This is a genomic window from Subtercola boreus, assembly GCF_006716115.1.
Classification (GTDB): Bacteria; Actinomycetota; Actinomycetes; order Actinomycetales; family Microbacteriaceae; genus Subtercola; species Subtercola boreus.
Genome location: NZ_VFOO01000001.1, coordinates 2,018,766 through 2,030,579, shown reverse-complemented (window position 1 = coordinate 2,030,579; position 11,814 = coordinate 2,018,766). Strand labels below are relative to the sequence as shown.

Annotated in this window: 11 protein-coding genes and 1 rRNA gene; 2 read left to right on the top strand and 10 right to left on the bottom strand. The window is 68.0% G+C overall.

Translation table 11 applies throughout. The annotated features are described in order from the left end of the window. The first annotated feature begins 96 nt into the window (after positions 1 to 96). A 5S ribosomal RNA gene (gene rrf, locus FB464_RS09470) occupies positions 97 to 213 on the top strand. A gap of 105 nt (positions 214 to 318) precedes the next feature. Here rrf and pucL read toward each other — a convergent pair. Together pucL and allB are read right to left on the bottom strand one after the other, a co-directional pair. Continuing rightward, positions 319 to 1,227: a factor-independent urate hydroxylase gene (gene pucL / locus FB464_RS09465; RefSeq protein ID WP_116414085.1), complete on the bottom strand. Its 909-nt coding sequence runs from the start codon at positions 1,225 to 1,227 to the stop codon at positions 319 to 321. A gap of 23 nt (positions 1,228 to 1,250) precedes the next feature. Beyond that, entirely contained in the window at positions 1,251 to 2,666 is a 1,416-nt protein-coding gene (gene allB, locus FB464_RS09460; RefSeq protein WP_116414086.1) for an allantoinase AllB, read from the bottom strand. 42 nt (positions 2,667 to 2,708) lie between these two features. Between allB and FB464_RS09455 the strand changes: the two genes are divergently transcribed. Further along, complete coding sequence (locus tag FB464_RS09455) at positions 2,709 to 3,923, top strand: methylenetetrahydrofolate reductase C-terminal domain-containing protein (protein ID WP_142206657.1); 1,215 nt, start codon at positions 2,709 to 2,711, stop codon at positions 3,921 to 3,923. Here FB464_RS09455 and FB464_RS09450 read toward each other — a convergent pair. The 8 genes from FB464_RS09450 to FB464_RS09415 form a co-directional block, all read right to left on the bottom strand. After that, positions 3,920 to 4,489, bottom strand: a complete 570-nt coding sequence (locus FB464_RS09450; RefSeq protein ID WP_116414088.1) for a pyridoxamine 5'-phosphate oxidase family protein — start codon at positions 4,487 to 4,489, stop codon at positions 3,920 to 3,922. The genes FB464_RS09455 and FB464_RS09450 overlap by 4 nt on opposite strands. After that, positions 4,489 to 5,814, bottom strand: coding sequence for an FAD-binding oxidoreductase (locus FB464_RS09445; protein ID WP_116414089.1), 1,326 nt, complete (start codon positions 5,812 to 5,814; stop codon positions 4,489 to 4,491). Before FB464_RS09445 ends, FB464_RS09450 begins: the two co-directional genes overlap by 1 nt. Before the next feature lie 25 nt (positions 5,815 to 5,839). Then, positions 5,840 to 6,643 carry a creatininase family protein gene (locus FB464_RS09440; RefSeq protein ID WP_116414090.1) on the bottom strand — a complete coding sequence of 268 codons (804 nt, stop codon included), beginning with the start codon at positions 6,641 to 6,643 and terminating at the stop codon, positions 5,840 to 5,842. Positions 6,644 to 6,717: 74 nt separating this feature from the next. Then, positions 6,718 to 7,509, bottom strand: a complete 792-nt coding sequence (locus FB464_RS09435; RefSeq protein WP_116414091.1) for an SDR family NAD(P)-dependent oxidoreductase — start codon at positions 7,507 to 7,509, stop codon at positions 6,718 to 6,720. A gap of 7 nt (positions 7,510 to 7,516) precedes the next feature. Beyond that, on the bottom strand, positions 7,517 to 8,686 hold the full coding sequence (locus FB464_RS09430; RefSeq protein WP_116414092.1) for a substrate-binding domain-containing protein: 1,170 nt from the start codon (positions 8,684 to 8,686) through the stop codon (positions 7,517 to 7,519). A 111-nt stretch (positions 8,687 to 8,797) separates the two neighbouring features. After that, on the bottom strand, positions 8,798 to 9,682 hold the full coding sequence (locus FB464_RS09425) for an ABC transporter permease (RefSeq protein WP_116414093.1): 885 nt from the start codon (positions 9,680 to 9,682) through the stop codon (positions 8,798 to 8,800). Further along, positions 9,679 to 10,464, bottom strand: a complete 786-nt coding sequence (locus FB464_RS09420; protein ID WP_116414094.1) for an ABC transporter ATP-binding protein — start codon at positions 10,462 to 10,464, stop codon at positions 9,679 to 9,681. Before FB464_RS09420 ends, FB464_RS09425 begins: the two co-directional genes overlap by 4 nt. A gap of 5 nt (positions 10,465 to 10,469) precedes the next feature. Further along, the gene (locus FB464_RS09415; protein ID WP_116414095.1) at positions 10,470 to 11,732 is read right to left on the bottom strand and encodes an amidohydrolase family protein; all 1,263 of its coding nucleotides are present in this window, start codon (positions 11,730 to 11,732) and stop codon (positions 10,470 to 10,472) included. Positions 11,733 to 11,814: the final 82 nt, after the last annotated feature.

The following is an 11,814-nucleotide window of genomic DNA, read 5'->3' as shown; positions in this document are numbered from 1 at the left end:
TCGGGGCAACACACCCCCCACCCGTGGGGGACACAACTCAACACTGATGCTAGAAGCATCGAAAGTCTTGAGAACATCACCGTATGTTCCTAGAGTTTCGGCGGCCATAGCGAGAGGGAAACGCCCGGCAACATTCCGAACCCGGAAGCTAAGACTCTCAGCGCCGATGGTACTGCAAGGGAGACCTTGTGGGAGAGTAGGACACCGCCGGACCCACATTACGAAAGAAGCCCAACCCTCAACAGGTTGGGCTTCTTTCGTTTAACGCCCTCTGACGGGCCGGTCGGGCCAGCCCTTCGACTGGCCCGAGCGGGCGTGCTAGACGAGTCCGGTGTAACTGTCCCAGGCCTCCGCAGGAGCAGGTGCGACGTCGTCCCGCAGCACCGTGGCCTGGATGAGGCCGTAAGGCCGGTCATCCGCATTGAAGACCTCATTGTTGTTCTCGATACCGAAGGGTGCGAGGTTGTAGAGGAAGTGGTGCTTGTTGGGCGCCGAGAACCGGATCTCGACGATGGAGTCGAACTCCTCCAACACGGCTCTGCCCATTTCGTAGAGCGTCTGCTGCAACGCCAACGAGTGCACCGTTGCGAACGTCGAGACGAGCACCTGTTTCACGGCGGTGTAGGCCGACTCCCAGCTCGACGGTGCTCCCACGAAGCGCCACTGAGCGACGAGTGAGGTGGCCATGATGCGGTCGTTGGTGGGCTCGAGCACGGTGTATGGGTCCTGGTAGAAGCCGGTGAACTCGGAGCCGGTGGACTTCAGCATGACGAGATCCTTGAACCCGGCGATCACGGTCGTCTCCCGGTGCTCTCCGCGGCCGGTGACGGTGATCGCCGCCGTGCGGGTCTCCTGGCCCTTCCGGATCCAGGTGTGGTCGTGCTCTGAGCCGTCGACGAGCACCCGCTGCCAGGCGAACTCCTCGATCTCGACGCGGGCACTGTCGATGTGTTCGACGGTGTCGACGAGATGGGTGCCGAGCGTCATCCCGTAGTCCTCGATCGAGACGATGCCCTTCTGCTTCGCAAAGGCGTAGGCGGTCTGCTTCTGGCTGTCGGTCGGGAGGATCTTCGACTGGTCGCCGAACAGGTGCGCGCCCGCGAAGTCTCCGCGGAGAGCGGTTGAGACGTTGATGTCCCGAATCTCGTGGCGCGCCTCGTCGCGGTAGATTCGAACGACACGGCTCTCTGCTTTGCCGTAACGGTTGGGGCCAAGAACGATGGACACGGGTGGGTCTCCTTTGGAGTGGATCAGGACGCGTTGATCAGGACGGGGTTGAGCAGGGTCCCTCGGAGCCCGGCCGCGTCGACGACCGGTTCGAGGGAGAACACGGGTGCGCCGGCCAACCAAGTGGCGTGCACGACGCCGGTCAGCTCGCTGCCCTCGAAAGCCGTCAGCTTGTTCTTATGCTCGAGGTGGTCTGCATCGACGGTGAACGACTCATCGGGTGCGAAGGCGACGAAGTCGGCGTCGGCGCCAGCCGTCAGCACTCCCTTCTGCGAGAGTCCGACGAGGGCGGAGGTGCCGACGCACATCCACTCGAGCACTCGTTCAAGGGGGATCTGCTGGGCGCGGGCGGTGCTCCAGACGGCCGGGAAACTGACCTGGAGGCCGGAGATCCCTCCCCACGCCAGGCCGAAGTCTCCGCCGTGGGCGAGTTTCAGCTCGCGGGTGCTCGGGGAATGGTCGGAGGCGATGAGATCGATGTCCCCGTCGAGCAGGGCCTGCCAGAGCGCCTCACGGTTGCTCTCGTCGCGGATCGGCGGGCAGCACTTGTACTGGGTGGCACCGTCGGGGATACCCTCCGCGGCGAAGCTGAGGTAGTGCGGGCAGGTCTCCACGGTCAGGCGGAGGCCCTCTGCCTTTGCCGCCCGGATGGCGGGAAGGGCGGAGGCCGCCGAGAGGTGCAGGATGTGGGCGCGTGCGCCGGTCATCCGGAGCCCTTCGATGACGTGCTCGATCGCGGTGAGTTCTGAGGACTCCGGGCGGCTTGCGACGAAGGCGTCATAGCCCGTGCCGCCGGCGTTCTCGTGGTCGGCGAGCACACGGGGATCCTCGGCGTGCACGATGAGGAGGCCGTCGAATTCGGCGAGCTCGGCGAGGGCCTGGTGGAGCTCGACCGTACTGAGGTGAGGGAACTCGTCCACTCCGGAGGGGGATAGGAAGGCCTTGAAACCGAAGACGCCCGCCTCGTGCAGGGCGCGGAGGCCGCCGAGGCTCGACGGGATCGCGCCACCCCAGAACCCGACGTCCACGGTGGCCTGGCGGGCGGCCGCGGCGCGCTTCAGTTCCAGGGCCTCCGGTGTCGTCGTCGGCGGGATGCTGTTCAGCGGCATGTCGATGATGGTGGTGACACCGCCGGCGGCCGCTGCCCTTGTGGCACTGGCGAAGCCCTCCCAGTCGGTGCGGCCGGGCTCGTTCACGTGCACGTGGGTGTCGACGATGCCCGGGATGAGCACCTGGTCGTCGGGGAGGGTCAGGTCGTCGGTGGCGTCGAAGGGTGCCTCGATGTCCGCGACGGCCCGGATGATTCCGTCGCGGATGACGAGTGCCGCTGGGCGGAAGGCACCGTCCACGAAGGCGCGTTGCGCGCGCACAACGAGGTCGTAGGACTCAGGGCGGTCCGAGGCGTCGGAGGCGGAGGGAGAAGAGGAGTGCGATGCCATAATGCTTGTGTCTCAACCTGACTTTCGAGGGGAGTGCTGCGTGTGACGAACCTGGCCTTGGCGGAGTTCACGTGTCCGAAGCGGATGGAGTACGGGCCGTGCGGCGGGGTCGAATTCGACGGCAGCTGCGAGGTGTCGGAGCACCGGTGCGTGTTCGTCGATGCGTCGACGGTGCGCTGGCACGGGGATGTGCGGGGTGGCCCGGTGAGTGCCGCAGGTGGCGCGCGTGGCAGCGGGGACGGGGCGCGCGGTGGCGGGGACGGCGAGGACCTGGCGGATGGCCGTGTCGCGGGCGTTGGCGCGAGCGCCCTGCGCGCGCTGCTCGGCGAGCGGCAGATCGTCGTGGCCGACTTTCCGGCCCGGGCGCTCGACGTGGCCTCGCTCGAGGAGTGCGCCGGGGTGCTGGCGGGCCGGGTCGACGCGGTGCTGGCGGGTGACTCCGGCGCGGAGCGGGTGCAGTTTTCTCCGACCTACCGGGCGGCGCTCATCCAGGGCCTCGGTCTGCCGGTGTGGAGCGGTGTGAACTGTCGCGACCGCAACCGCGTGGCGATCGAGGGTGAGCTCGCCGGGCTGGCTGCCGTCGGGGTCGCGGCGGTGCACTGCGTGACAGGGGACCACACACTCACCGGTGGTCGGCCGGATGCCCTGCCGGTGTTCGACGTCGACTCGACGCGCGTCGCGGCGCTCGCCCGGTCGGCCGGGCACCTGGTCTCTGTGGGGGAGTCTCCGGCCACGCCTCCCGTGGGGGAGCGGGCCGCGCGGCTCGTCGAGAAGGAGAAGGCGGGGGCGGAGATCGCATTCGTCAACCACGCCGGCGGTGTGGAGCCGGTGGCTCGGTTCATCGCGGAGGTGCGACGGCTCGAGGCGGAGGCGGGGCTGCGGGTGGCCGGCCCGGATGCGAGCGGCCCGGATGCAGGCGGCGCGGGTGGCCGGAGCCCGTCGAGCGGTGCCGCGGGCGGGGGCGGCCTGCGCTTCATCGCGTGCGTGCCCGTCGTCGTCGACCGCGGGAGCGCCGAGTTGCTCAGGACGTTCACCACGCTGGTGCTGCCCGACGGCTACCTCGACCGCATCCTGGGCGCGGACGATGTGTACGCCGAAGGCATCCGGGCGGCGGTCGAGTTCAGCCGGGGACTGCTGGCGATCGACGGAGTCGTTGGCGTCAACCTGTCGGGCGGGCCGGAGCGGGGCCGAGAGGTGTTCTTCGCCGAGGCGCTCGCCCAGATCTCCGAGGGGGTGGGAGTGCGCACGGGAGACTAGCCGGGAAGGATGACGGTGCTCCATGTTCCGCCTTTCTCCAGGGAGTACTCGGTGCGCTGGCTCGCGGTGTCGGGCCGGCCGTGCCAGAGGGTGACGCGCCGCGGACGGAGGAGGATGCCGGCCCACGTCTCCGGGGGCGTGAGGGTGCCGGGCCGGTGCGCGGTGGTGAAGTCCGCCCAGCGGGTGAGCCGGTCATCCAGAGCCAGCTGGGAGAACGCGGGATCGTTCAGATGCGCGAGAACCTGCAGGTAGGGCGCGCGGTGGGCGTAGACGCGTGCATTCGACACGTCGTCGGCAGGCTCGGTGTCGCCGGTGACGGTGAGCTGGCGGCCGAGCTCGGGCCAGGCGACGGTGAAGGATGCGCGCGGCGTCGCCGTCAGCTCGGCGATCTTGCGGGAACGCGAGTCGGTGTGGAAGGAGAACCCCTCTTCGCTCCACTCGCTGAGCAAGACGTGGCGCACGTCGGGGTAGCCGTCGAGACCGATGGTCGACAGCGCGACGAGCGGACGGATGGGCTCGTCGTTGCCCGGCAGCCAGTCGAGGAGCTCGTCGTGGAACGGGCCCATCAGGTGACCTTGCCCGCGCCCGCCACCGCTTCGGCGCCCTCGGGCGGCAGCTTGCCCGGGTTGAGCAGGCCCTCCGGGTCGGTGTCCTGGGCGAGGCGGCGGGTGCGCTCGACCTCGTGGTCGACCTCCCAGTGGTGCGGGTTGTGCGATCCGACGCCGATGGCCTCGAGCGCGGCGAAGCCGGCGTAGACCTGCTCGGGGCTCTCGTAGATGCCGGCGAGCATGCCGATGGGACGGCCGTGCTGGGCTTCGATGTGGAGCATTCCTCCGTTATATACCGCGTGCACCTCGTCGATGCGTTCCACGAGCGCGTGGCCGGCGACTTCGATGTGGAAGTACTTTCCCGGGTCGCTCTTCTGCAGCCACTCGATGGGGTGGTTGTAGGAGAGCATGCTGATCTTCATCGAGGCCTGCGGGCCCTCACGGACGTCTTCGATGCGCCCGCCGGCGCCGAAGATCAGCGCAGTGGCGGCTTCGATCGTGGACTCGTCGAGGATCGCGCGGAGGCTCGACCGGTCCTTCGGGATCGCAGCGTCGTCGGGCAGGGCGTTCGCGAGCACGGGCAGGTCGGCCGAAACCAGGCGGGGGGTCGGCTCGAGGTCGCCGATCTCGCGGATGACGGAGAGCGCCGCTTCGAAGGTGTCGAAGCTGGCGTAGAGCCCGCGCCAGTTCTGCAGGGGCTCGAGCTGGAGAGTGGCGCGCGCGATGATGCCGAGGGTGCCGTAGGTGTGCACGTACGGCTCTGCGGCCTCCCCTTCGACGTGGATGAGCTGGGCATCCGGAACCGCGTGCACCACGTCGAGCGCCGTCACGAAGCCGGTGTGGTTCGATCCGTGCTTGATCGAGCCCGTGCCACCGGATCCACCCGACAGGAAGCCGCCGATCGAGGACTGGGCGGTGGACGGGTACATCAGAATCTGCTGGCCCGCGGCATTCGCGGCCTGCTCGATCATGACCATGGGGGTTCCGGCCTCGACCGTGATGAATCCGTCGCCGACCTCGACCACTCCGCGGGCCTTCGACATGTCTAGTACGACGCCGCCCTGCATCGGAATGCCCTGGCCGTAGTTGCCGGTGCCCTTGCCTCGGGGAGTGATGGGCACGTGGTGGCGCACGGCTGCGCCCACGACGGTGGCGATCTGCTCGGCGTTCGTCGGGAAGACGACGAGATCGGCGAGACCGAGTGGCAACTGGGCCATCAGGATGGGCGAGAGGTAGGCGCCGTCGATTGAAGCCTTCTCGCGGGCCCGCAGCTCGGTGGTGACGGCCTTGTCGCCGAGCAGTTCGCGGAGCTCTGTGGCCAGGGCGTCGGTGTTGGAAGTCATTCGGGGGTCCTCAGGTGGAGTGTGGTCAGGATACGGAGAAGCCGATGCGCTTCTGCGGAGCGGAGGGGCTGAAACGGGCGATCTCGGCGAGGGCGGCCGCGGCCTGCGTGACGTTGTTCTCGAAATGCGCCTTGCCGAACTCGGCCGTGGCGGTCGTCGGGTCGCCGATCACACCGCTGGCGGCGAAGTCGTTGCTGACCCAACCGAAGCTCACGGGCTTGCCGAAACCGACGTAGTCGTAGTCGAGGAGGTGCTCGGGCACGCTCCGCACGGCCAGGCTCATGTCGACGAGGTCGGGGCGGAGGTGGAGCACCACACTCGTCTCGACGTGGCCGCCGTGGATGCCGAGGCCCGACTCGGTCTCGCCGGACTTCGCCCCGCCGTTCGCGGGCATCTGTCCGCCGATGAGGAAGGTCTGCAGCCCGAAACGGCGGCGGAGCTCGCGGCAGGCGACCTGCAGCAGGGCGACGTTGCCGCCGTGGCCGTTGTAGAAGACGAGCTTGGTGCAGGGCGTCTGGGCGATGGACTCGCCGATCTCGACGATCGTCTGCATCAGCGTCTCCCAGCTGAGCCAGACCGTTCCCGGCGCCCAGTGGTGCTCGTCGGACTTCGTATAGGCGAGACCGGGCAGGAGCCAGGCGTTCACCCCGTTCGCGCTCGCGAGCTCGACGGCACCCTTCGCGGACTCCTCGGCGACGAGGAAGTCGGTGGAGAGCGGCAGGTGTGGGCCGTGGTGCTCGATGGCGCCCGTCGGCAGCACCACGACGGAGTCCTGACGGAGGGCTTCGACGGCAGCGAGGCTGGAGAGTTCGACGAGGTTGCGGGGCATTTCGTTCCTTGCGGTGGTGGAGCGGGCAGGCATTCGAGAGTGGATGACCGGGGTGGGCGGGCGCGGCGTGCAGGTCAGTGCATGATCATGCCACCGGTGACGTTCACGGCCTGGCCGGTGAGGTAGTCAGCGTCGGCGCTTGCCAGGAACGCAGCGACCCCGGCGACATCCTCCGGCTGGGCGAGGCGGCCGAGCGGGGAGTAGCTCGACCACTCGGCGACGTCGGCCTCGGTGCGGGTGGCCGCGCCCATCTCGGTGAGCACGTAGCCGGGGCAGATGCAGTTGGCGGTTATCGCCTCGCAGCCGAGTTCGAGGGCGGTGACACGGGTGAGCGCGATGACGGCGGCCTTGGATGCGGCGTAGTGGGCCTGGCCGGCACCGCCGGTCTTGCCTCCCATGCTCGCCATGTTGATGACCTTGCCGGGCAGGGCTGGGGCGCCGGAGTCCTGGGCGAGCCGGCGCTGGTCGATCATCCGTTTCGCCGCCACCTGGGTGGTGACGAGCATGGCGCGGGTGTTGATGCGGAACATCGCGTCCCAGTCGTCGGCGGTGATCTCGAGCAACGGTGCGAAGCGCAGGATGCCCGCGTTGTTGACGAGCACGTCGATGCCGCCGAGGGTGTCGATCGCCTCGGTGAGAACGGTGCGGGTGTCTGCCTCGTCGGAGAGATCGACGCGATGGAACGAGCCGCCGATGGCGGCGGCGGTGGCGCGGCCGGGTTCTTCGAGCAGGTCGAGGATCGCGACATCCGCACCCTCTGCAGCGCAGCGGGCGGCGATGGATGCCCCGATCCCACGGGCTCCGCCGGTGACCACGATGCGTCGTCCCTGGAGGCGTGCGGCGGTCACCGGCGGAGTGGTGGTCATCGGAGGGCTACTTCAGACCGATGGAGGTGTCGATGAACTCGTTGGTGAAGATGTCACCTGCGACGAGTCCCGACTTCACAGCCTTGCCTCCGGCTGCGTAGATCGGGGTGTCGACGTCGATGACCTTCTGCACGTTGGCCTCATCCATGTCGCCGATGGTGCTGTTGTCGCCGTTGCCGACGAGCCCGAGGTCCTTCTGGGTCTTGACCGAGTAGTCGGCCATGCCCTGCGAGTAGACCCAGCCGGTGTTGAACTGGGTGACCAGGTCGAGGATCAGCGTGTTGACCGCGTCGGGGCTGTCGAAGTAGTCGACCTCCGCCTGCTGCAGCACGGGCACGAGTGCCTTGAGGCAGCCCGACATCGAGCTCAGGTCACCGGTGCGCACCGACATCGCCGAAGCGTAGACCGGGTACCCGGCGTCCGCGAGGGTCTGGTAGGCGACAGCCTTGCCCCAGGCCGGGACCTCATACTGGTACTGGTACGGCTCAGCGCTGGCAAAGCCCTGCTGGCCGGCCTTGCCCTGGTCGGCGACGAAGCTGGCGGGGGTGCCGTCGTAGCTGCCGTCGGTCTGGTCCTTCGACAGGAGGCCAGCGCTGATCAGATACTCCATGTAGGCCGATCCGCCGAAGTAGCGGACGATGGCGCCGGTCTTGCCGAGGTCGGCGATCGTCTTGACGTCGGGGTAGGTCGCCGGGTCCCACATGATCATCAGCGGGGTCTTGTCGAGAGGAGCGAAGACCGCCGTGGTGGGCTGGTCTGCCGAGAGCTGCACGGCCTCGTCAGTGGTGACGTAGCCGAGGGTGATGGTGGGGTCGGCGTACAGCTGGCTGGTCACGGTCTGGAAGCCGATGGCCGGGCCACCCGAGCGGATCTCGACGTTGACGCCGGTGGCGGCGCCCTTCGAGTACAGCGGGCCGGAGACCGACTTCTTGTTCGCGTCGATGACCGGGTTCGGGCCGAGCAGTTCGTACAGGTGGCCGTGCTCGGCCTCCGGGTTCCAGTCGGTCTGGATGACGACGTTTGCGGGGCAACCGGCCGCAGCCAGGTCGACTCCGCCGGCAGCGGCGCTGGCCGCAGGGGTGGTTGCTGCTCCGCCCGAGCTGCAGGCTGCGAGGGCGGCCATGCTCAGGACGGCGAGACCGCTGGCGAACGCGACTCTTCTGGACTTTTTGCGCATGAGTTCTCCTAGGGATGAGTGCAGGTGCTGTGCTGTGCTGTGCGGGTGGTGCGGTGGGACAGTTGTGGACGGATGCGCGGGGGGAACGGGCATCCGGAACAGGGTTCGACGTCAGCTGAAGTCGTACCACTTGCCGACGGCGCGGCGGCCGATCAGGCCGAAGAGCCAGAAGACGAGAACGCCGAAGAGAGCCGCGGTGATGATGGTGGCGAAGAGCTGCTCGCCCTGGAGCCGGGAACTGTAGTTGCTGATCAGGATGCCGAGGCCCGGAGTTCCGCGCCGGAAGAACTGGTCGCCGACGATCGCACCGACCACAGCAAGGCCGGCCGAGATGCGCATACCGGCGAAGATCGCCGGGAGGGCGGCCGGGAACGAGAGCTTCAGGAGGGTGGTCATGCGGCTCGCGCCCTGGAGCTTGAACAGCTCTTTGTGGCCCTTGTCGACCGACTGCAGCCCGAACAGGGTGTTGTTCACCATCGGGAAGAGGGCGATCATCACGCACACCAACACGCGGGACTGGAACTCGTAGCCGAACCAGAAACCGATCAGCGGAACGAGCGCCAGGATCGGAATGCACTGCAGGATGACCGCGTAGGGGAAGAGCGAGCGCTCGATCCACTTCGCCTGCGACATCGCGACGGCCCAGATCACACCGATGACGATGGCGATGGCGAGGCCCAGCATCGAGACGATGACGGTCTGCCAGAGCGCCACGACCAGCGCGTTGAAGGAGAGCGGGTCGATGAAGCCCTTCAGCACGATGTCCTGCGGCAAAGGGAGCAGGAACCGCAGGTTCGGGTTCAGCACGAACAGGCTGATCAGGTACCAGACGACCACGATCGCGAGAAAGACCAGCAGCGGCGGCAGCCAGGTCGTGCGGCGCTTCTTGCCCTTCGGCTTCGCGAGGGTCGCCGTGACCGGGAGGCCCGGAGTCGGGTGGGCCTCGAGGGTGTCGGTGCCGTCGGTCACGGTGGTTTCGTTCGAGATGGTGGTCATGAGTGGCCGTGTCCCTTCCGGAGCGCGTGGGCGACCTCGCCGACGAGCGCGGCGTATTCGGGGGTGAAGCGAATCTCGGGATCCCGAGGCTGGGGGAAGGGTACGTCGAACGTCTCGACGATCTTGCCCGGGCGGCCCGACATGACGACGACCTTGGTCGACATGTACACGGCCTCCGAGACAGAGTGCGTGATGAACAGTCCGGCGAAGTGCTTGGCGTTGAAGAGCCGGATGAGTTCGTCGTTCAGGCGTTCACGGGTGATCTCGTCGAGCGCGCCGAAGGGTTCGTCGAAGAGGAAGAGCTCGGGGTCGAGAGTGAGGGAGCGGGCAAGACTCGCGCGCATCTTCATTCCACCGGAGAGCGCCTTCGGCAGGTGCTTCTCGAAGCCCGAGAGACCGACGAGGTCGATCGCGTCCTTCGCCTTGGCCGCCCGGTCCTTCTTGCTCTCGCCATGGAGTTCTGCGAGGAGTTCCACGTTCGCCGTGACGTTCCGCCAGGGCAGCAGGGTCGCATCCTGGAAGACGTAGCCGATGCGGTCGGTGCCGAGGGTGGCGGTGCCGTCCGAGGCGGTCTCAAGGCCGGAGGCGATCCGGAGCAGAGTCGACTTGCCGCAGCCCGAGGGGCCGACGACGGTGACGAACTCGCCGCGCTTGACCTGGAGGTCGACACCCTGCAGGGCGATGGTGCCGTCGGGGAACGTCATTTCGACGTTGGAGAAGTCGAGCAGGGTGTCCGATTTCTCTGCGGTGGGAGCGTGTGGTGCGGGGGCTGTGACAGTCATGGCAGCTACCTCGTTTCCAGTAGTGACGGGTGGTGTGCGGGCGTGGGCTCGGCGACGTTGTAGCTCACCGTGCTCTGGGCGACGAGGGTGCCGGCATGGATCACGTAACGGTTGGCGGACGCGTTGGCGACAGCGTCGGAGAGGTTCGTGGCGCGCACGGCGAGGAACTCGGCACGCGCGCCGACCGCGACACCGGCGACCGGGAGCGCCATGACCTCTCGGGCACCGTCGCTGACGGCGGTGTAGGCCTCGTCGAGCGTCAGGTGGCCGGCGATCACGAGCAGGGAGGCGGTCTCGAGCGCGTCGCTCCGGCCCACGGGGTTGAAAGGGTCGCGAACGTTGTCGGCGCCGGCGGCGAACCGGATGCCGCCCCGGTCGAGCACGGCGCGGGCGGCGGTCAGGCCGCGGGGTGTCGAGACCGGGTGGTCCCAGCCCTGCAGATAGAGGTTCGTGATGGGGTTGGCAATGATGCCCACGTTCGAGGCCTCCACCTCGTCGAGAACGTCGGCGAGGGCATCCGGAGCCAGCGTGCCGAGCCGCACACAGTGCCCGGCGCTGCGGTTGCGATCCGCGGGCCAGTCGCGCACGCCCTCTGCGAACTCGGCGAGGGTGAGTGCGCCGGTCAGGTTCTCATCGGTGTGGATGTCGACACCGACGCCCTTGCGTTCTGCGAGGCGCAGGAGGCGCTGGAGGTCGGCGCTCGGGTCGAGCGCGAGGTGGGGGGAACCGCCGACGAGGTCGACGCCGAGGTCGATGGCGGCTTCGATGTCGGCGTCGGGCACGTCGGAGCCGGCGAGGGCGACGAGTTCGATGTCCATCAGGCCGCGGAGTTCTTCGCGCACCTGCACGAGGGCGCGCACACCGCGGAGCGGTTCGTCACCCAGCAGGATGTCGACGTGGCTCCGGACGGCGGTCGTGCCCTGGCGGAGCATGAGCAGCGCGGCGGCTTTCGCGCGGGCCGCGATGCTCTCGGTCGACATCGTGGCAGCGTAGGCGCGCCAGGCCAGGATCGCGGAGACGAGATCACCCATCGGCGGGTTGATCGCATCCCAGGAGAGCGCCTTGTCGAGGTGGGCGTGCGGATCGGCCGGGGCGGTCAGCAGGAGGAAGCCGGAGAGGTCGAGAGTGACAGCGCCCGGCTGCGTCGCCAGCGAAAAGGCCGGTGAGACCGCGGCGACGGTGTCGCCATCCAGGAGCACGTCGCAGGTGGAACCGCCCGGCAGGGTCGCGTTCTGCAGCAGAGTGACCCTCAGAGGAAGAGTATTCACGGCTGTACGGGCTCCTGACGGCACACGGATGTTGATGTGTTCAACATGTACGAACTTACGTATGCCTCGTTTCCAACGTGTA